The 20,885-nt window shown below is 41.9% G+C and carries 17 protein-coding genes; 4 read left to right on the top strand and 13 right to left on the bottom strand.

The window, feature by feature from the left end:
* From L990_RS15075 to L990_RS15045, 7 genes are all read right to left on the bottom strand, one after another.
* On the bottom strand, positions 1-517 hold a 517-nt coding region (locus L990_RS15075), incomplete at its 3' end, for a sodium:solute symporter family transporter (RefSeq protein ID WP_047449610.1).
* 243 nt (positions 518-760) lie between these two features.
* Positions 761-2,140: a glycoside hydrolase family 30 protein gene (locus tag L990_RS15070; RefSeq protein ID WP_052181067.1), complete on the bottom strand. Its 1,380-nt coding sequence runs from the start codon at positions 2,138-2,140 to the stop codon at positions 761-763.
* Between the two features lies 1 nt (position 2,141).
* Positions 2,142-3,584 (bottom strand): glycoside hydrolase family 30 protein, encoded by a 1,443-nt coding sequence (locus tag L990_RS15065; protein ID WP_156121625.1) that lies wholly within the window; start codon positions 3,582-3,584, stop codon positions 2,142-2,144.
* Positions 3,585-3,689: 105 nt separating this feature from the next.
* Entirely contained in the window at positions 3,690-5,012 is a 1,323-nt protein-coding gene (locus L990_RS15060) for a DUF5121 domain-containing protein (protein ID WP_047451070.1), read from the bottom strand.
* Positions 5,013-5,045: 33 nt separating this feature from the next.
* On the bottom strand, positions 5,046-6,521 hold the full coding sequence (locus L990_RS15055; RefSeq protein WP_047451068.1) for a RagB/SusD family nutrient uptake outer membrane protein: 1,476 nt from the start codon (positions 6,519-6,521) through the stop codon (positions 5,046-5,048).
* An 11-nt stretch (positions 6,522-6,532) separates the two neighbouring features.
* Complete coding sequence (locus tag L990_RS15050) at positions 6,533-9,523, bottom strand: SusC/RagA family TonB-linked outer membrane protein (protein WP_081981737.1); 2,991 nt, start codon at positions 9,521-9,523, stop codon at positions 6,533-6,535.
* Between the two features lie 33 nt (positions 9,524-9,556).
* A complete protein-coding gene (locus L990_RS15045) occupies positions 9,557-11,851 on the bottom strand; it encodes a glycoside hydrolase family 3 N-terminal domain-containing protein (RefSeq protein WP_047451066.1) in 2,295 nt (764 codons plus the stop codon).
* A 373-nt stretch (positions 11,852-12,224) separates the two neighbouring features.
* On the opposite strand from L990_RS15045, the gene L990_RS15040 reads away from it, so the two are divergent.
* Positions 12,225-12,956, top strand: a complete 732-nt coding sequence (locus L990_RS15040) for an NUDIX hydrolase (RefSeq protein ID WP_156121624.1) — start codon at positions 12,225-12,227, stop codon at positions 12,954-12,956.
* 11 nt (positions 12,957-12,967) lie between these two features.
* The gene (locus tag L990_RS15035) at positions 12,968-13,258 is read left to right on the top strand and encodes a SemiSWEET family sugar transporter (RefSeq protein ID WP_047451062.1); all 291 of its coding nucleotides are present in this window, start codon (positions 12,968-12,970) and stop codon (positions 13,256-13,258) included.
* A 691-nt stretch (positions 13,259-13,949) separates the two neighbouring features.
* Here the strand turns inward: L990_RS15035 and L990_RS15030 are convergent.
* From L990_RS15030 to L990_RS15020, 3 genes are all read right to left on the bottom strand, one after another.
* Entirely contained in the window at positions 13,950-14,465 is a 516-nt protein-coding gene (locus L990_RS15030; protein ID WP_047451060.1) for a flavodoxin domain-containing protein, read from the bottom strand.
* 99 nt (positions 14,466-14,564) lie between these two features.
* Positions 14,565-15,236 (bottom strand): membrane protein, encoded by a 672-nt coding sequence (locus L990_RS15025; protein WP_047451058.1) that lies wholly within the window; start codon positions 15,234-15,236, stop codon positions 14,565-14,567.
* 227 nt (positions 15,237-15,463) lie between these two features.
* Complete coding sequence (locus L990_RS15020; RefSeq protein ID WP_047451056.1) at positions 15,464-16,879, bottom strand: inorganic phosphate transporter; 1,416 nt, start codon at positions 16,877-16,879, stop codon at positions 15,464-15,466.
* Between the two features lie 236 nt (positions 16,880-17,115).
* Between L990_RS15020 and L990_RS15015 the strand changes: the two genes are divergently transcribed.
* Positions 17,116-17,451, top strand: coding sequence for a hypothetical protein (locus tag L990_RS15015; RefSeq protein WP_047451054.1), 336 nt, complete (start codon positions 17,116-17,118; stop codon positions 17,449-17,451).
* A gap of 30 nt (positions 17,452-17,481) precedes the next feature.
* Here the strand turns inward: L990_RS15015 and L990_RS15010 are convergent, their stop codons facing one another.
* The 3 genes from L990_RS15010 to L990_RS15000 form a co-directional block, all read right to left on the bottom strand.
* The gene (locus tag L990_RS15010) at positions 17,482-18,642 is read right to left on the bottom strand and encodes a serine hydrolase (protein ID WP_047451052.1); all 1,161 of its coding nucleotides are present in this window, start codon (positions 18,640-18,642) and stop codon (positions 17,482-17,484) included.
* A gap of 26 nt (positions 18,643-18,668) precedes the next feature.
* The gene (locus tag L990_RS15005) at positions 18,669-19,118 is read right to left on the bottom strand and encodes a YhcH/YjgK/YiaL family protein (protein ID WP_047451050.1); all 450 of its coding nucleotides are present in this window, start codon (positions 19,116-19,118) and stop codon (positions 18,669-18,671) included.
* Positions 19,119-19,402: 284 nt separating this feature from the next.
* On the bottom strand, positions 19,403-20,143 hold the full coding sequence (locus tag L990_RS15000; RefSeq protein ID WP_052181064.1) for a FadR/GntR family transcriptional regulator: 741 nt from the start codon (positions 20,141-20,143) through the stop codon (positions 19,403-19,405).
* A 373-nt stretch (positions 20,144-20,516) separates the two neighbouring features.
* Between L990_RS15000 and L990_RS14995 the strand changes: the two genes are divergently transcribed.
* A complete protein-coding gene (locus L990_RS14995; RefSeq protein ID WP_047451048.1) occupies positions 20,517-20,885 on the top strand; it encodes a DMT family protein in 369 nt (122 codons plus the stop codon).

The raw sequence follows: 20,885 nt of genomic DNA, 5'->3' as shown, positions 1-20,885 counted from the left end.
CAATCCATAGCGGATCGACCACCATGCCGCCTATCAGCACGTTCTGCCCCTCAAAGAGCACGTTCTTAACCGTAAGAGCCCCCAGGTAGAGAATCGAGGAAAGGTTCACGAAAACAAACACCACCAGCCAGAAGATGGCCATGACGCTTTTAACGCGGCCATCGTAGCGCTTTTCCAGAAACTGGGGCATGGTGTAGATGCCCGACTTGAGGAAGATGGGCAGGAAGAAGACCGCCACAATGATCAGCGTGGCGGCCGCCATAAACTCGTACGAGGCAATGCCCATACCCAGCGCAAACCCCGAGCCCGACATGGCGATAAACTGCTCGGCCGAGATGTTGCTGGCAATAAGCGAGGTGCCGATAACCCACCAGCTAAGGCTTTTGCTGGCTATGAAGTAGTCTGCGGCGTCGCGCTCCCCCGCTCCCTTCTTGCGGCGCGTTACCCACAGGCCAACACCCACAATAATTACGATGTACGCCACCAGAATGGCGTAGTCAATCAGTTGAAATCCCATATATTCCCTAAATTCTTTGTTGATTAGTAATCGAGAAGCGCACCATAGGGGGTGTCCAACATGAAGCATAGCGACGCACGATATGCGTATCACGAAAATTTCAGAAGCCTTAGAATATGCTCTAAGGCTTTTTTCGCTCATTCGTGAGACCTAATTGATTCCGCTAACTTTCAGCTCGCATGACGTGGCACTTATTAGACACCTCCTTATGCGTCAACTCATAAATCTCAGCAGAATGCTGAACTACCTCCAGATAAATGATGCCACTTCGTGAGCCTCAAAGGTGTGAGTCAACCTTTGTCCCTCAAATAGAAACGATATCTTTTGCGCCTTATCGCTACGGTTTGCTGCTACCACAACCTTCTCACCATTAGGATTAACAAAGGCAACGTTATCCACCACACCAGTTGACGAACTTACCCGCCGTGCATTCTGGCGAACAAACTTCCCGTAATGACCAAGAGCATAGTACTCGGCATTGCGCTCTACTGTACCATCGCTCTTTATACGCACAATACCCCAGCAGTTAGAACAACCATTATTCTTTGGTCCATCATTTTCATCAAGTGCCAGATTCCAAAGAAGCATGTTTTTAGACCAGCATCGCATTGCCCCAACCATTAGATGGCCAGTGTACCATTGCACATTGTCAGAAAAGTTTGGAGCCCATCCACCGCCTGACTGTTCAGTAAAGTAAAGATCCTTATCGGGGTGAGCATTATGAACAGCACAAAGAGCATCCACGTTGCCTGCATAATGATGAAATCCTGATCCGGCTACAAATTTACGGGCGACCTTATCATTCAGAATGGAGATAGGGTAGCTGGGGTTATCGCAGTTATGATCAAAAAGAATAATTTTAGTCTTTATCTTTCTGCTCGCAAACTTAGGTCCGAGGAAATCTCTAACAAAAACCTTCTGCTCCTCGGCGCTCATCAGCATACAGGGATACTGAGCCGTTCCATACTCCGGCTCATTTTGTACCGTTATTGCGTCAATACGAATTCCATGTTTCCCCATCTGCTCAATATATTTAATCAGATAACGGGCATACAGATCGTAGCATTCGGGCTTAAGGTGCCCTCCCACCATGCTGTTGCTGCTCTTCATCCATCCTGGAGGGCTCCAAGGGCTGGCCATTATTTTAATTTTCGGATTAACGGCCAGTATCTCCTTCATCATAGGAATAACCTCCCGCTCATCCTCCGCCAACGAAAATTTGGTCAACGAAGAGTCCACCTCATCACAGTAGCTGAAAGTCCGCCTCGAAAAGTCGGAGGCCCCAATGGTCAGCCGTACGTAGTCGATACCTATACCCTGAGGGGTAAACAGTTCCTTAAAAAGTTCGCTTCTTTTGGCTGCAGAAAGGTTATGCTTAAAAACAATGGCTGATGAACCAGTAAGGGCAGCACCAACTCCCTCCATTGCCTGATATTTCTCCTGAAAATTGATAACAACACTATTCTCATCAGATCCGATCGACTTAACAATCGGAGCTTTCCCAACAACGTACATTTTGCCAGTGACAGGGTACGACGAGAGCACCTTAGCCTCTCTACCCCCTCCTGCCATCGCGCTGCTGCTTCCTATAAGCAGTAATGCAGCTAGCCATTCTCTCTTCATATTACTTCCAGTTAAAGGTTACAACAGTTCCCCCTTCTTGCATGTAGGTAAAGCGACGATTTCCACACTGTATGGAGTAGCTTACAGGTTGTGACTGCGAATTTGCCACCACCACAGATTTTGTGCCATCGCTATTCATAAATGAGGAGTAGCTTACAGAGGCAGCAATACTGGCATTGCCGATAATACTATTCCCAATTCGTACCGCGCCAGGGCGCACAAACTTAGAAAAGTGACCGATAGCATAGTACTCCACATTCTTGGTAACGCTACTCCCATCAATGGTGATAACACCTCTACATGTGGTGCATCCACCGTTAGTAGGTCCGTTTGTAGGATTTAACGCTAGATTCCAAAGCAGCACATTTTTTGACCAGTTATTGGTTGTTCCAATAAAGATATTCTTTGTAAACCACATCAGATCCCCTGCAAATCCCTGTCCCCAGCTACCGCCCGACTGCTCGGTAAAGTAGAGATCCTTGTCGGGATGAGCATCGTGCACCTTACCCATTGCAGAAGCATCACCTCCGTATGCATGAAAGGCAGATCCGGCTATATACTTCTTTGCATCGGAGTCGTTAAGTATATTAACAGGGTAATCCCAAGCGTCAAAATTATGATCCCAGATTAGTATTTTAGTAGTAATCCCTTCTGATGCAAATTTTGGTCCCAGAAAAGCTTTGATAAACATGGCCTGCTGCTGCCAAATCATAAGCATGGTAGGATATCCGGAAGTCTGATGAGCAGGTTCATTCTGAACACTTATTGCGTCAATGTTGATTCCCATCTGCTTATACGCCTTTACATACTTTACAAAATAGTCGGCATAAGCAGGCATATTTGCATCCAGCAGGGAACCTCCATTCATAGTTTTAGATCCCTTCATCCATGCCGGTGCCGACCAAGGAGAGGCCATTATCTTAATTTTCGGGTTAATAGCAACAATCTCCTTCAAGATTGGAATAAGATCTTTACTATCTTGAAGCGGAATGGAAAATCCAGCAGCACCCTCAGTATCCCAGTAGGAATAATTTCCCAAAGAAAAGTCGGAAGAGCCAATTGTTATTCTAAGGTAACTTATCCCAATCCCTGTTTGAGGATCGAATAAATCTCGAAGAATTCCAGCCCGTTTGGCAGCATCCATCATGTTCAGCAGGTAAGCAGAAGATCCGGTGAGAGCAGCTCCAAATCCATCCATTTGTTGGTAGGTTGCCGTAGAATCCAGCCTGATGGTAAAGTCGCCGGGCATCCCCCCGAAGTCAACATTTTTAAGCTTAAGCAAGCTCAGCTGTGAAGTGCTGGTGGTATACGACTGAACTTTACCTGCAACAGGAACCTCTCCATTGGGATCCACAGGCACGGGGCTATCGCTACTTTTGGAGCAGGCCGTAGCCAAAAAGAGCCAAAAAATAAGCGTAAGAAGTTTCTGATGCTTCATCATCATGTCTATTATAGTTTATTAATCGACAAAGTCGCCTATAAAAAAGTAAGCCTGTACCAATGCAGAGTGCAGCATAAAGCGCACCTCCGCATTGGCAGGCTAATTCGTTTATCGAATTTTTACGGCATCTAGGCTCATCACAGCGGGATCTAGATCAAGCGTTAGCTTGTACACTCCCTCTGCAAGATCGGTAGTTGCTCCAACATTCCCATCTGATTTGGCAACAAATCCGTTTGGTAAAGTCTTTAAGGTACGAGTATCAAACTCCCCTCCCCAACCCTTCTGGTTGAAAAACTTAAAGTTCACCTCATCGGACCACGATAAACCTGTCTCATGTTTGAGGTATACAGTAAGCTGATACTTTGTAGCCCCAACTTTACGAACAAAGCAGTAGTCGGTAGGCTCATTCCAATTCCAGCTGGTGGTCTTCTTGAGCGGAGACATCGGTTTACCCATTCCAACACCACAAGCCCACAAGGCATTTGGATAAACAGAAGAGCTCTGTTCTACATAAATAAAGTTATTATCGATGTGATACTGGAAGTAGTAGCTACCTGATTCACCCAAAAACTTATACTTATCTCCGTCTTTTACAAAGAAATCTGGATCGATTGCCGCATCAAGTTTGGAAAAACCCTTAATATCTACCAGCTGATTTTGTACCAACGACATAGTAAGCTGCATAATACCCGGTTTCTTTACCGTAAACTGATTTCCGTTAAAAGTCATTGGATCCAGCTTAACACCTTCGAACTGTAGCTCAAACGTTTTTGTATTAAAAATAATCCTATCAGGAATCATGGTTGGATCGTTCAGGTTGAAAAACGGGTCGGTATCGGCAGCCAAGTCCATCTTACTATCAACCATAGCCCAAATATAACCAGTCAGGTCTTTTTTAGAAACAACCCTTCCAAAAATATTATTTGAGTAGTAGTCCTTTACCGATTCGTAAATATCTGCATTGCCGGCACGTGGAGTAAGTTCCAGCGTTGTTCCGTTTTTCATCTGAAGGTAAAGCTTTTCAAAGACAGGTCGACGCATGGTTACAGCGACCACGCTTTGCTTCGCTTCATAGCCATCGATGTTAATCGCGGTAAGATAGGCTGTCACCTTAGTCCCTTCGGTTGCTCCCTTGGCAAACGGAATAAGGAACTTTTTATCGACCGTAACGTTGTTACCCTTTGTTCGAATAGACTGGCGCTGAACAATCACCCCATCAACCTCAAAGGCGACTTCTAGAGTAGATAGCGGGGTAATCTCATCGTGTACAACCGCTTTAAGTTCCAAAGAGTCTCCATAAGTAAGCGATGAAGGGCTAAGCGTAGCCGACACAATAGTGGGGGTCGACAACTGCTCGTCGCTGCTCTTGCTGCACGACATCATCCCGGCAGCCAATGCAAGCGCTATTATTGAGTAATTGATTTTTTTCATCCTCTAGTATTTTTTAGCCTCACAATTAAGAAACTAGTATCCTGCGTTTTGAGTCAGCTTGCTATTCATATCTCTTTCCGACTGAGGCACCGGCCACAATAGCATATAAGGTTGAATTTTACCTTTAAAGATATTGCTCCCCTTGCTGTCCTTAAATCCGTTCATTACGGGAATAACACGATTGGTTCTCTTTAAGTCGAACCAACGATGTCCCTCAAAAGCTAGCTCAAGTCGACGCTCCTTCTCAAAGGCTAGGCGCAGGTCCTCCTTTGTTACAGCTGAGGTCTCGGGTAGAGAAACACGCTTACGAACCTTATTCAACCATCCCTGAGCAGCAGTCGTACCACCCAACTCATTCTCCGCTTCACCAAGAAGAAGCATAATATCTGCCAATCGAACCAGCATTACCTTCGCTCCACGAGATTTATACTTGCCAGCAAATGGGTAGGCAGTTACAGCCCAGTTCTTGTCGGTCCACTTCCCCGAAACATCAGCAAAGGCAATGGAGACACCCTTCCTGATCTGATCATTCTCGTTGTCGAACGCCTTTACTAAATCATTAGTTGGCGTATTAAACTTTTTCCAGTCGGTACCCATATGCATATCGTATCCCCAGAACTCGTTTGACCCTAAGTTATACTGCACCTCAAAGATCGACTCCTTGCTATTAGTCTGTGCTGTAGCCTTAAATAGATCGGCATAATCGGGTAAAAGCTCATATCGGGTATCCCCAACTACATTTTGGGCATACTGCTTAACCTTTGCCCAATCTGCAGGTTGTTTGGTAGCATAGAATTTCGCTAGTAAAGAGTTTACCAATGCTTTAGAAACAACTGCTTTAGTAGCAGGAAACTCCTGAACAAGAGGTAGTGATTCTATCAAATCTTTCTCAATCTGTGCATATACCTGATCTTCAGTTGCGCGATCGGGATAAAGCAACGGATATACGTTCTCGACATTCCCCGAATTAATTGATGGAATGGCCTTTAATACCAAAGGTACACCACCGTATAATCTCACCAAGTCGAAATAGCACCAAGCGCGCATTACTAGCGCTTCGGCTCTTATTTGTCGCTTCCTGGCATCAGGGAAGGTTTGATCGGGAGTTTTTAATACATTATCTATAACCACGTTGGCATTACCTATAAAGCGATACAAGTATCCCCAGTCGCGGGTTATGTTTTTATTTGTTGGCGAAAGTTGGTAGTTTTCAATCTGCTCCAGCTCCACCCCATTGGCTCCTTGGTAAGAGTTGTCCGACTGCATCTCGCTATTAATATAGTAGTCGAGCTGAAAGTACTCGGTTTGAAACTCATTGTAGCATGTTCCAAGGAACGACTCAGCCTGAGCAGCTGTCTTGAAACGAATGGTATCGCTGGCATTACCATTATCGCCCACCATACCTTCAGAAATTTCAGAAATAGGCTCTTTATCTAGGAGTCCATCACACGACGAAACAGCAAGCATTAAAGCAAGCGCTGTAACCTCCCAATATATTTTATATCTCATGATTTCGCGGTTTAAAATTCGATATTTACACCAGCTACCACCGATTTAGACTGAGGATAAGTTCCATAGTCTACCCCAAGAACGGTGCTGCTGCCACCACCCATATTCACTTCGGGATCGTAACCCGAATAGTTGGTCAACGTTAGCAGGTTTTGACCTGTTACATAAATGTTCAGCTTATTAATGCCAACCTTTCCCATCCAGCGTCCCTGAAGCATATATCCAAGGGTCACACTTTTGAGCCGAACATACGATCCATCTTCGACAAAACGGGTAGAGTTATTGGAGTTGTAGATATTTCCAGCACGTGGGATATCGGTAACCATACCAGGCCTTTTCCAACGCCTTAGCACCTCCGTAGATTGGTTTTTAACATCAAACATACCTTCGGTATCAATTCGAGTGGCATTAAAGATATCGTTCCCGTAGCTTCCCTGAATAAAGAAGTTGAGGTTGAAATTTTTCCAAGTAAAGGAGTTCGTCATCCCAAATATGAAGTCAGGTTGCGCGTTACCTATTATTGTCCTATCGTCTGGATCTATTTTACCGTTACTGTTCAAATCTTTATAGATAATATCCCCGGTCTCCGGATTCACTCCTTCCGAGATGTAGCCATAAAAAGTACCCAACGACACACCCTCTTTAAGCAGGATGATGCTCTGTCCGTTGCTTTCAATACCTCCGTAGAGATAGTTTTTGGTCAATCCCAGCTTGGTAACTTTATTCCTGTTAAACGACATGTTGAAGTCCGTAGTCCAACCCAACGCTCCTTTCAGATTCTGTGAGGTAATATTAAACTCGAAGCCCTTATTTTCGACCTCTCCATTATTACGTCTCAATGCTCCTAAGCCAACCGTAGATGGGAACACAACGTCAAACAGCAAATCGGTTGTCTTCTTGTAGTAGGCATCCATGTTAAGTGTAATTCTAGAATTCAGGAATGAAACATCGACACCAACGTTTGACTGGGTTGTAGTTTCCCACTTAAGGTCAGGATTATTCATCCTTTGCCTCCACAACAGCGGACCAGAGTAAGGATCGGTAATGGGTCGGCGGGTAATTCCATAGGTACCATAGTAGTAGTAGTCACCAATACCCTCCTGGTTTCCTGTTTCTCCCCAGCCAACACGAAGCTTAAGATCGTTTACTACACTTGCAATTGATTCCATGAAGCGTTCTGAGCTAACCCTCCAACCGGCAGAGAATGAAGGAAAATATCCCCACCTATTATTAGACGGCATTTTGGAAGTACCATCGGCACGGAAGTTGGCAGTCAGCAGATACTTATTGTCGTAGTTAAACGAAGCACGAGCAAAGTAGGATAGTACAGACCACTCGGAGGCTGATGTGCTTGCGCTGTATGGATCAATTAGGTTCGCAATATTAAGAGTCTCAATCGGTATATTCGCAGGATAATCCTTCCCCTCCATGTAGGCATGATCCCATCGTGAACTTTGAGTTGATGATCCCAAGATACCGTTAAAGTTGAGCTTGTTGAATGACTTGCTGTATGTCAGCAGGTTTTCCCACAACCAAACAGTAGATGAGCTACGATCAGCCTTACCCAGCCCATTATTTTTACGCCCCCAGTTGGTTCGAACAGGATCGAGATAGTAGTCCCAGTTGTGTACATTATAGTCTACCCCTAAGGTCGTCTTATATTTTAAATCCTTTAGCAAGGAGAACTCCAATGCAGCGCTTCCCTGTATTTTAGAATCGGTATTCTGATCTTTAGCAGCCGATTGCGCCAGCGGGTTTTCCCAAGAAGGCTGAAATGGATTGGCTGCATACTGCTTTGGATTTTTGGAATCCCAAACAGAAAGGAATGGAGGTGTGTTAAGCACACTCAGGATTACCCCGCCACGCCCCGAACCTGCATTGTCAGCAGCATTCATATTCTGCGCCCGCGACATGCTGAAGTTGGTTGTTAGCTTTACCCACTCTTTGAGTTGGTTATCCATGTTCGCTCTAAAGGTGTAGCGCTTAAAGCTGGCCGGAGCAACAATCCCCTTCTCCTCCTGATAACCGCCTGACACGTAGTACGAGTACCCCTCGCGTCCTGCGCTGGCAGAAAGTTGATAGCTTTGAATGGTACCCGTTTTGAAGGTCTCATCATTCCAGTTGGTATAGGTTGAAATGCCATCGGGCACCTGGTTTGCTCCACCTATATCTTTTAACAGCTGACGGTACTGCTCGGTGTTGAGCACGTCAATAGTCTTTCCAATCTTGGAAACTCCAGTATAAGCGTTAAACGAAAGCAGCGCCTTACCCGACTTACCGCGTTTGGTCGTGATTAACACCACCCCATTAGCAGCACGCGCCCCGTAGATCGAAGCAGAAGAGGCATCCTTAAGGATAACCATATTCTCGATATCATTTGGAGAAAGGTTAGATACACCATCGGTTGGAATACCATCAACAACATACAACGGTTCGTTGCTGGCCACCACCGAGGTAGAACCTCGTACTCTGATAGAGAGTCCGACTCCCGGTTTGCCTGATGGCTGCACCACCTGAACACCAGCACTCTTGCCCTGCAACGCCTGCGCAGCCGAAACAATAGGCCTATCGGCGATCTCCTTTGCCGACACGGTGGATACAGCAGTAGTAACATCCTTCTTCTGAACAGAGCCATAGCCAATCACTACCAGCTCATTTAATTTTTTTGTCTCTGACTTCAAAATTACATCGACCACCTTTCGGTTTCCAACAGAAACCTCAATCGTTTGCATTCCGATAAATGAAAATACCAGCACATCAGTAGATGCCGCCTTGATTGCATATTTTCCATTAACATCAGTTGCAGCACCTGTGGTAGTCCCTTTAATCGTGACATTAACTCCAGGTGTAGGAGTTTTGTCGTCATCCTTTACTGTGCCTGTAACTGTTCCCGTCTGTCCAAATGAGCTGAGCTGCAAAAAGACGAGTCCGAGCACCAAGAACAAGGTGCACCACCCCTTGTTCTTCAGCTTTGCGATTCTCAAAAATAGGTTAGTTTCCATATCTGCGTTGTTTTAAAAAGACACTTAGCTGTTTTACTTAACAATAACCAACTGGCTCAGATTACCGACTCTCAATTCAAACTGCCCAGGTTCTACAATCCACCTGTTATGCATGTCAACAAATGCGAGATCGCGAGTAGAAAGGCTAAATACAACAGTCTTTGTCTCATTAGGTTTTAATTCAATTTTTTCGAAGCGACGAAGGCGCTTCACGTCGGGAGTGATAGAGGCAACTAGATCAGAAGAGTATAGCTGTACCACCTCCTTGCCCGCACGCTTTCCGGTATTGGTTACATCAACCGAAACGGTAAATTCTTCGTTTGCTCCCATCGTAACCTTAGTTACCTTCATGTTTGAGTAGGAAAAAGTTGTATAGCTTAATCCGAATCCAAATTCATACTGAGGATTGTAGTCTCCTTCGTAGTCGTACGCCCCAACCATCTTCTTCTGCTCCTCAGAAGGCTTATGGTAGTAGGGAACCAACGAATTGGGGGCTGAAGGATAGGTGTAAGGCAACTTTCCAGATGGATTCTCATCGCCAAAAATGATGGCAGCAAGAGCATCTCCTCCATAATTACTTGGCAAATAGGTTTGTATTACGCCATTCGTCAACGATTCTATTCGTGATATAACACGAGGACGGCCCTCGTTAAGAACCAGAATTACAGGCTTACCCGACTTTGCCACCTCAGTAGCCAACTCTACCTGCAGGTCGTCGATATGCATATCCTGCAGGTCCCCAGGCTTCTCTGTATACGAGTTTTCTCCTAAACAGAGTACGACCACATCGGACCAGCGAGCTGCAGCAAGCACCTCATCAAATTTGTCCTTATGGCTTTTATAATACTTTATGTCCTTATCGTAGGAGACCCCTGGAACAAAGCGAGTATTCTCGTCACCGTTACTCCTGCTGATAGCTTCGTAGAACGTATTGAACCGCTCTGTGTACTCATCGGTTTTTTCTCCCTGCCAGGAGTAGCTCCATCCCCCATTAAGAGAACGCATGGAGTTGGCATTGGGTCCAGCAACCAATATTTTTGCACCCTTAGTAAGGGGCAAAATTCCATTACTATTTTTTAGCAGCGTAATCGACTCTAAAGCGGAGGCGTAAGCAACCTTTCCAAACTCTTCCGAGCCATATAACGGATAGCTATGGCTATCTGAAACCGGTTTTTCGAAAAGTCCCAACTCCAATTTTAATCTCAGAATCTTTCGTACTGCATCGTCCACGCGTGATTGCTTTACCTCACCACTTTTTACCAGCTCAACTAAGGCATCGCAAAACTCTTCGTACTGGTAAGCGATCATAGACATGTCTATTCCAGCATTGACCGCCATTTTCACAGCCTCCTTGACACTTCCAGCAACCCGATCTCGACGATACAGATTTTCGATATCCCCCCAGTCGGTAACCACAAGACCTTTAAAACCAAGTTCCTTTTTTAGTAAATTTGTTATTATCAAAGGATTTGCATGAACAGGAACTCCGTTAATTATACCAGAGTTTATCATAATGGTAGTTGCACCAGCATCTATTGCTGCTTTAAATGCAGGAAGATGATACTCGCGAAGCACATTGTCTGGAATATAAGCAGGAGTTCTATCCTTACCCGATATTGGTACTGCATAGCCCAAGAAGTGCTTAATGCAGGAAGCTACCTGATGGGAACCTGCAATGTTACGGCTATCGCCCTCATAACCTTTTACCAGCTGCACACCAAGCACTGAACCTAGATAGGGATCCTCTCCGAAACCCTCAAACTGACGTGAAAATCGGGGATCAGCCCCCAAATCTAACACCGGTGAAAAGTTCCAAGGAATGCTACAAGCTCTTGTTTCGTAGGCCGCAATTTCCCCCATTTTTCTGGCTAGAGCTGGATTCCATGTTGCAGCTAACCCAATCTGCTGGGGAAACATCGTAGCACCCAGCGAATAAGTGGCACCATGAATGGCATCGATACCGTATATAATAGGAATCTTCAAACGGGTTTCTTTAGTAGCCACCTCCTGAATATCTCCAATAGTACGGTTCCAAGTGGCAATATCCCTCGCCCTGTTGTTGGTCGTATTCAGAACCGACCCAACGTGATACTTCACAACCGCATGACGAAGCTTCGCCTTGTCTACCTGCAGAGGTTCGGCACTCGAATACCTGTCACCTCCGGCAGCAATAACGTCGAGAGTAATCTGGGCCATCTGCCCTACCTTCTCCTCAAGCGTCATCTTTTTAAGCATGCTGTTTACACGCAACTCCACGTCGCTTTTACCTTTCGGAGTAAACGACATCAACACAAATGCACAAGCAATAAAACTAATGAATCTTCTCATTATCCGAGTATTAATACTAGAAATCCTATTTGTTAGTTGTTAACAAAATTCAGCATTATTTTCAAATTCAAAAATTCTTTCAGTGTTTTTTTTACACCCTTAGTGTTATTTCAACACTTTAACAACAATAAACAGTCAATATTAACAGTAATACACTTATCAAACAACCTATATCTTAGAATTATACAAACCAGAATAGTGTTTATTTATATTAATTATATATTACACAACTAATCATTTCACCTGTTTTAAACCTCGTTTTTTTTCAATTATTTTGTATTGTCATCTTAACACTAACAATGTTAATTAGACACTAACATCGGCATCATCGTCAGAACAACGCCGTTATCATCAAAAACTAATAAAAGCAAGAGTGGAGCAAGCATCTGTCATTCCCAACATATCTGTAGATTGTGCAATATTTTCATACGACAAAGGTTGTCTTAAAGTCTTAGTACGTAAGGAGTTTATTCCCACACCAAACGGCACAGAGTTGAGGTATAAGCTACCAGGAAATCATATGTTCTACAACGAACGAATGGAGGACACGGCCTCCAGAACGCTGCTGGAGCAAACTGGGGCACAGAATATATTTATGTCACAATTCAGCGTTTTCAGCAACCTCGACCGGCTAAATAGGGATAACGACGAGTACCAATGGATTAAAGATAACGGGCTTATCCACGAAAGGGTTATCACAATTGGATTCTACTCTCTGATTAAACCTAATCAGCCCAAAAAAATTAAGCTGATAGACAGGGCTGAATGGATGAATGTAAACGACACCTTCGAGCTAATATTCGACCATCGCGAGATCCTGAACGCTGCGCTCAAGCAGCTAAGCCTGGATATGCTTGTCCATCCCATAATATTTGAACTTCTGCCCCAGAAGTTCACACTAGGGCAGCTACAGAATCTGTTTGAGCTGATCCTAAACCAGAAGTTTGACAAACGTAACTTCCGTCGTAAAATATCGGGAATGAAATTTCTGGTGGCAACAGATGAGCTGCAGGAGGGTGTTGCCCATAAGCCCGCACAGCTTTATCGATTTGATAAAAAGCTTTATAACAAGCACAAAAAGGAAAATTTCGAGTTTATACTATAATCCCAAAACCAATGAGCACATTAGAAATTGTAGGATCAATGGCCGCCATTCTCTCTACGTTAAACCAATTTCCTCAAGCATATAAGGTTTACAAAACAAACGACACAAGAAGCATCTCATTTGCCATGTACTGCATTGTGGAAGTGGCCATTATTCTATGGCTGGTATACGGATTAATGCTGTGGGATGGTCCGCTTATATGGGCTAATGCTCTATCGCTTATTCCTATTACCTATGTATTTATCAAAAAAGGCATCCATACCATAACCCGTAAGGATCAAGAGCCACAGAGACTGGAATAGGAATAGACTGGCATGCATCTAACATACCCTTACTGCAGAATCTAGTAATCGTTTCTGCAGTAAGCTTTAGCAGATTGCCGCATAAATTGCGCTTCTTAGTAGTTACAACAAACCTCTTAAGCTCATCTACATCCTGCATTAAAAACATTACCATTAACTATTTCTTTTATTTTATTGTGATCACAACTACTTCTGAATAATGCCTTTATCTTTATCCTACTCTTATACAAACCGTTAAAACTTTGAATATTTTAAGTGATGTTTTAGCATACCGTCCCATTTAGAATTATTCATCAAGAGTTTCTCTTGTTACTACAGAAAAGACACAATAAGCATCCTATACTCATCACCAACAAAAAACGTATTTCCACTACACCGTCATTAATGACAATGTATACGGCATTACTCTGCTGCTACCACCACATAGAATGGATTCTAAATCTAAAAAAAACAACCCCTACAATTGATTTAAAAAGAGATAAATTCAAAGTCTACGAATTTGTAGCACTTTGTGTTTTACACAACCTGAATAAAGGTTGCAGATTATCTAGAACGATTTGGGACGCAACAGATATTCTACAATCACAGCAAATGTATTAATGCTTAACCAACTCACCACCATCCTCCTCCAAAACTAAAACGGCTCAGGAGCCGTAACCCCTAAGCCGTTTCATTCAAAATATCGTTATAATTAAATAAAGCGATTTTTCAGACGAACAGTCCAATCTTTAATGCGCTCATCTGTCTTTTCCGATTCAAAAATTTCATCAACTGGTAGACCTATAAACTGGCCATCGATTACCGCTTCCGATTCGTTATAAGTATAGTCGCAGGTTGGACATTTCCCTACAAGCGTTGCACCTTTACCCAAAAGAACTTTTCCAACATGCCCCATCGAATCAACAAAGTTATTGGAATAAGTCAAATGATCCCCAAGTCCAAAAATAGCAAACATTTTACCCTCTGTATTTACCTTTTCTAACTCAGGGAAAAAGAGATCCCAATCTCCTTTAACATCTGCAGTCCAAGTTTCACGCCCCAAAGTCGCCACGCCAAAAATCACATTGTCGTATTTATTAACATCAGCAGCAGTTGCATCGCTTACAGGTATAAGAATTGCAGAATCACCAAACTGTAAAGCAATTCGTTTGGCAACATCTTCTGTCGATCCACCTTTTGGTCCATAAAAAACTCCAACCTTCTTCATAATCTAATACGTTAAATTAATCAGCTTAGCCAGATAAAAAACATGGCTAGCAGCCGAAAATTATCTCAATTATTCCCAAATATAACGAAATATCGCCTGCTACTTACTTTTGTTGGCCGCAAATGCAAGAATAACACCAAGTACAATTCCCAATACTGCGGCAAAAAGTACCTGAAAAGTAGCTGGAAGTAAAAAGGTTATTGTATGTGCAGGAATCCAAAAGAAAGGAATTGTTTTTTTGAATACAAATCCCCACATCATCTGCCAGTCCACCTTTTTAAGAATTACAGGTACGTCGATAGGAGAAAATAGCCCCTTTACAGTTCCACCTTGCTGAACAATATGCGTATCGGTAATCTTATGTACCATCATCATTACCGGAGCAAAAATGATATTCATAAACGCAGAAGCCGTAAACGCCAAACCTAATTTGTACGCAAAACTATCGTTCTTCATTACATCAAAATAGGCGAGCACGGCACCAGCCCCCTGGCTGAAAATAATGAAGGCAATCTTAATAGCGATACCCAAAAGCCCCCAAACTATCGCTCTAGGTAAAAGGCCAAAACCTCGATAGTTATAAACACCTTGACGTATTCGAACACCTAACGACTCTCCTAAAGTTGCAAGCACCGCAAACTTAATGAAGCTCAAAAGGATACCATGATCGGCATTTGCCAAACAGTAAAAGTCATACAAATCTTTTGAAAATACGAAAGGAAGGAAAAGTGCTAAAATTACAGCTAAAAATTGAAAATCAGAACGTTTCATTTAATCATAGGTTTATTGCGAAGCATTATCCCTTCGATAAAACCCATCGACAGGATAGAATGCCGATTATCGCGTTGTACGTGTGTCTGTTTTGATATATCTATCTATGCCCTTTTGAGCATTTTGGCGTACGTAGCCCCAACGTAGTAAAATTCCAAAGAAGAGGATGATAATTAAGACTATCATCCCCTTTTCATTATTTGAAAGTTTCTTTATCCTTTCGATCATTAGCCAATTATGGAAATAAAGAGCCAATACAATAGCCCTGACACTAAAATAGTGATTGGCAAAGTTACCAGCCAAGCGGCACCTATATTTTTCAAGGTTTTGGTTTGAAGATTTTTCAAACCACCACTAGCCACCATTGAGCCCGCGATACCAGACGATAAAATATGGGTTGTACTCACAGGAAGTCCTAGAACTGATGATAGCCCGATTGTAGAAGCTGCCATTACACCCGAAGTTGCTCCCTGAGCATAGGTCATGTGTGTTTTGCCTATCTTCTCGCTTATTGTTACCACAATACGCTTCCAGCCGATCATTGTACCCATACCAAGCGCTATGGAGATCAGCAAAATCACCCAAGTAGGAGCATACTCTGCGTAATCATTTATCTTTTTAAGATCGTGATCAAACCTTTTTAAATCATGCTTATTTACGGCTTGACTAAACAAGGCAACATTAGCGTCTTTAATGCCCTTCAGGTTTTTCACAATAGCGACCAAGCTCACACGGGTTTCAGCCGCCACATTACTCTTAAGTTGGCTAAAGCTGTTTATGCTATTGAAAGTTCTTGACATGCTGTCCAACTTCACTACAGCCCCTGCTACCACCGCCTGATCATCGGCCTTTAACTTAGCGATATCGATTTGACGTAAAACCTGCTCGACACGCTGAATATTAATCACCAAATCTTTCGGATCTTTTGAATTATCCAACGCATAAAAAGATGGTGCCAATGCTATAAGGATAATCATCATGATACCAACACCTTTTTGACCATCGTTAGAGCCATGCGAGAAGCTAACGCTGGTAGATGTCAGAATCAAAAGCGTTCTAATCCAAAATGGAGGCTTCTTGTTAGGTTTCGGCTCCTTAAATATCTTCTTTTTCTTTACAACCTTAAAAAGGATATACATCAAAATAAGCGCCAATGCAAACCCCAAAACTGGAGTAATCAGCAGTGCAAGGCCAATATCCAAAATTTTCTGCCAGTTCAAAACAACGCTCGTACCTGGATGCAACAAGGTATAAGTGTACACGACCCCAAAAATTGAACCGATTAAAGTATGCGAGCTAGAACACGGAATTCCAAAATACCAAGTAAAAAAATTCCAACCGATGGCAGTGATAATGATCGCCCAAATCAAAGCCATTGATTTATAGGTGTTGTAATCTGCCAGTATCTCATTCGGAATCAAATGCATGATCCCCATTGCTACAGCGATACCACCAACGTAAACTCCAACGAAATTCCAAAATCCCGACCAAATAACTGCTGTTTTAGGCTTCAGAGAGTTGGTGTAAATAACCGTAGCTACCGCATTTGCAGTATCGTGAAAGCCGTTAATAAACTCGAATGCAACTGTTGCCAACAACAACAATATCAGCATCATAGTATGCATTGCATCTAATCCAAACATAAGATATAAAGTGTGTTTATAAAGCGAAGCAAATTTTGTAAAGAATTATAACTCTAACAACTAATTAGGCGTCTTTTTGCTAATTGAGATAAAAATAATATTTGTATGGCCACTCATTGACCCAAAGCAATTTCTTGCGTACATTTGTTTTCAAGAAAGACCTCCATAATAGAGGTTCAGGATATAACCATTAGCTATAGGAACAACCGGTTTTATGGCCAAATAAATAAAATTCGATGAAAATAGTAAATCGTAACGCGCTTGTTGTAATCCCTCAAAAGCCTTTTTGGGATTGGCTATTATCTGTAGACGAGCAATTTGATCTTGAAGAAATTGAAGAAAGCGGTGATTTCAACGTCTATCTTATCCCCGAATTTGAAAGTGAAGACGATATCGTAACCTACTTGGAAAAAAACTACGATCAAATCTTCACCAACGAGCTGATGGACTGGTATAGCGAGGAAGATCTATGGCCAAAAGAAAGATCATGGGACATATTCGAAGATTGGTTTACAATTGAGGCTCACTCCTTAATTTATGACATGCCGAAGGTTCCTCTTCAAAAGATATAATAGAAAAGGCTGTTCAATGAACAGCCTTTTCTATATAATTTCATTTACTTTTTCAGCAAGTTTCTCAAAAATGGAAGGCCACCAACCCTCTATACCCCAACTATTACCTTGGCGGACTATAACAACGTTATTTTTTGAGGAAACATATACAAACTGTCCCAAAATCCCCATCGCATAAATATCATTAGGACCGTTCTCTTGTTCTGTACCCCACCAAAAGTTTTTATAGTACGTACGCCCTTCCTTAAATACAGGGTACCAACGATGATTTATTTGACGGTACAAGTCCCAATACTCCAAGTCCATTCTCGTATTGGTCGACTTCTTGATATCCTGACACCACTCCAAAGGAAGAATTTGATTTTCATTTACCTTCCCATTATTTAGGTAAATCTGTCCAAATTTTGCCATATCGTAGGCTGTTAACGAGAGGCCTCCATCCATTTTTAACCATTTCCGTTTAGAACTATCCTGCATTAATAGCCCATCGTAGGTCATATCAAAAGATTTCCAAATACTATGGTAAAAATCGGATGCGACATCAAACAACTTATTATCCAACATTCGGTACAATAAATGCAAATGGATATCATTGTAAAGAAAATAAGATTGTCCAGAAACATCCTGTTTTATAGATAGTAGATCGTTCCTAACATTGGGAGAAAGCCAAAAACGAACCATATCCGTAGATGGACTTTTCCCATGAATATAACGAATGCCTGATTCCATATTCATAAGACTCTGGATTGTTCGTTTACCTATAAAGCTAGGCATACTCTGGTTATGCTGATCTAGCATATCTGAAAAAGAAAAAACACCAAACTGCTGTAACCTCGACAAGTAGCTCGAAAAAAAGCTTTTAGTTACAGAATACGACAACAAAGGCGTTTCCTCTCTGACTCCGTCACTGTAATGCTGAAAAATAATTTTTCCATCTTTAACAACGAGAAAAGACAAAGTATCGGTCCCAGAAACTAAGGCATTTAACGTATGCTTAACACCCTTTACATTGAAATCTACATCTCCTATGCTTTCAATCTTTTTCTCTAAAGAAGCAGAACTGCCCCCTTTAAACCTAACATTAGAAAAATATTTATAGTCGTAAACAGATTGCTTGGCTTGCGACAGCAGAGCGTAAGCCAAATATCGAAAAATATAAGGTGATTCGGGAACTAACGCATTAAATTTCATACCCTAAACAATGTTCATTCTACGTATTAAGAGACCTTAATTTTAAAGATCAACTTAACAACATCCCCATCAAAAATTAACGGAGCATGAGCATCGTTGGGCATAAAAATTACAAATTCCCTTTTTTTAATGGTAAGAAATGTACTGGGCTTATCTTCAAAAAAGATTATATCCTTTTCATTATCAAACGTACCAATAGGCGCTAAACAGCAATTTCGGTTCTTCCAACCAAAGGTTTCAGCAGTTCCCAAGCACACCTGAACATCGATATATGAGTCATGAGCTTCCAACAACGCATCGGAGGCCGTTTTACCTAATCCTCTACTTGGAATGACAAATAGGTTATCACCATCGATGTTTACTCTCTCGTCTGGCATACCTATCTTTTCAACTTCGTCCAAATATGTAACAACCTTACTTAGTTCAGGAATAGCCCCTACGTATAAGCCAAGATACTGTACGGAATCCAAAATCATAAAAAACGATTTACTTTATTAAATTAATGCTACACTTACCCCCATAAACAAGCTCCACACTATTCTTAGCTTGCATCCTAGCATATTCTGAGAATTCAAAAAGAACCATCAAAGCTATGATATGGCATACTCACAACCAATACCCTAATTCTTTTATACGTCTATGTATAAATAGATAATCTATTCACAAAAAATTAGTGGTTATAAACTTAAAAAAACAAATAAACAACAACCTTTATTAAGAATGAAACAAAATATCTTTAATGCGCAGGCCACTAGAAATTTTACTCCTGCTCAAAGAGCCTTCGGAAATGATTATCTAAATGGTTTCGCATTGCAATTCTAAAAGAGTTCGGATCACCTTTTTCCAACTCGTCAACAAGCCCCTTGTGCGAAACATGAGAATCAGGATTCAAAGATGGTCTTAAAACCCCCATCTCGTATACATGGTTGAATATTGGAAGAAGCAAAAACTGAAAATCTTTTAGCGTCTTATTTTTAGTGATTTCATATAACTTTCCATGAAAATTAACTTCATGATCTACCTCAAACAAAGTATTGGCATCAACCATTGCTGGTTGTCCCTCCACCATCTGCTTTAACTCGGCAATATCATCCTTGGTTATCTTATTGAATATAACATCGGCCATTCCAATTTCTATTACCAGCCTCATTTCGAAAAGATCTTTCAAGGTTGATTTATTGAGCATCGTAGGGATCAAAGAACGACCAAGAACATTCGAAAGGTTGGGACTTATAAGTATAGCTCCTCGGTGCTTCTTCGATTCCACTATACCTGATGTACGCAGCCGAGATAGGGCTTCCCTTATGACAGTGCGGCTTACGCCCATTGCTTGTGCCAGATCCAGCTCCTTAGGAATAGAGTCTCCAGGTTTCAATTTCTTATCGATCAAAAGCTGAATAAGCATTGTTTCTACCTTATCAGCAAGACTCCTTGTATCAAGCGCAGGTATTGCAGACACAACTATTTTTCGATCTTCTTGCTCCTCTTTATTTAGCGTCATATAATTCTCATTATTATCTATATCAACTTAATCCTGTTCTACTAGTGAATAAAACATTCAGACTTTAAAGAAAAATAAAATCGACCAATTTTCAATAAGTTTAATAAAATAACAAGCGAAATATCTACCTATAAGATTTATTCATGGCCATCCTTACACCCATAAATTTTGGTACAAATCTTCAGTTCTAGCTATAAAATACTTATTAGTATTAAGGGTTTAAGATTAAAAATATGAGAATAAAAGCCGCAGAACGCCGCTTACAGAACTCCACCCCTGAAGGATAAATAATAAAATACACAAAATTCGCCGATAGTAACAATCTGTTCAGGTAAAAACAAATGAGGCTATATTTGCACCTCAATTTACCGAAATGAAAATTTTTCTGACAATAGCGCTACTAGTCCTTTCTAATGTATTTATGACCTTTGCGTGGTATGGACACCTAAAACTAAAGGAATACTCGTGGTTTCAAACCCTACCACTTGTAGCAGTAATCCTAATAAGTTGGGGAATTGCCCTTTTTGAGTATTTTTTTCAGGTACCCGCAAACCGAATTGGTTTTAGGGAGAATGGAGGCCCTTTCTCCCTTGTTGAACTAAAAGTTATTCAAGAGGTTATTACCCTTACTGTCTTTATGGTATTCAGCGTTCTTGTTTTTAAAAACGAAACCATAAAAGTAAACCACCTCATTGGTTTTGGTTTTCTTATTCTTGCCGTATTTTTTATTTTCAAAAAGTAA

Source organism: Alistipes sp. ZOR0009 (assembly GCF_000798815.1).
Lineage (GTDB): Bacteria > Bacteroidota > Bacteroidia > Bacteroidales > ZOR0009 > Acetobacteroides.
The sequence above is the reverse complement of the archived record's forward strand: the minus strand, read 5'-3'. Positions and strand labels throughout refer to the sequence as shown.

Bases quoted from the DNA above. Each gene is read 5' to 3' on its own strand.
- L990_RS15070 (WP_052181067.1), bottom strand. From the start codon at position 2,140: ATGAAGAGAGAATGGCTAGCTGCATTACTGCTTATAGGAAGCAGCAGC.
- L990_RS15065 (WP_156121625.1), bottom strand. From the start codon at position 3,584: ATGATGATGAAGCATCAGAAACTTCTTACGCTTATTTTTTGGCTCTTT.
- L990_RS15060 (WP_047451070.1), bottom strand. From the start codon at position 5,012: ATGAAAAAAATCAATTACTCAATAATAGCGCTTGCATTGGCTGCCGGG.
- L990_RS15055 (WP_047451068.1), bottom strand. From the start codon at position 6,521: ATGAGATATAAAATATATTGGGAGGTTACAGCGCTTGCTTTAATGCTT.
- L990_RS15050 (WP_081981737.1), bottom strand. From the start codon at position 9,523: ATGGAAACTAACCTATTTTTGAGAATCGCAAAGCTGAAGAACAAGGGG.
- L990_RS15045 (WP_047451066.1), bottom strand. From the start codon at position 11,851: ATGAGAAGATTCATTAGTTTTATTGCTTGTGCATTTGTGTTGATGTCG.
- L990_RS15035 (WP_047451062.1), top strand. From the start codon at position 12,968: ATGAGCACATTAGAAATTGTAGGATCAATGGCCGCCATTCTCTCTACG.
- L990_RS15030 (WP_047451060.1), bottom strand. From the start codon at position 14,465: ATGAAGAAGGTTGGAGTTTTTTATGGACCAAAAGGTGGATCGACAGAA.
- L990_RS15025 (WP_047451058.1), bottom strand. From the start codon at position 15,236: ATGAAACGTTCTGATTTTCAATTTTTAGCTGTAATTTTAGCACTTTTC.
- L990_RS15020 (WP_047451056.1), bottom strand. From the start codon at position 16,879: ATGTTTGGATTAGATGCAATGCATACTATGATGCTGATATTGTTGTTG.
- L990_RS15015 (WP_047451054.1), top strand. From the start codon at position 17,116: ATGAAAATAGTAAATCGTAACGCGCTTGTTGTAATCCCTCAAAAGCCT.
- L990_RS15010 (WP_047451052.1), bottom strand. From the start codon at position 18,642: ATGAAATTTAATGCGTTAGTTCCCGAATCACCTTATATTTTTCGATAT.
- L990_RS15005 (WP_047451050.1), bottom strand. From the start codon at position 19,118: ATGATTTTGGATTCCGTACAGTATCTTGGCTTATACGTAGGGGCTATT.
- L990_RS15000 (WP_052181064.1), bottom strand. From the start codon at position 20,143: ATGACGCTAAATAAAGAGGAGCAAGAAGATCGAAAAATAGTTGTGTCT.
- L990_RS14995 (WP_047451048.1), top strand. From the start codon at position 20,517: ATGAAAATTTTTCTGACAATAGCGCTACTAGTCCTTTCTAATGTATTT.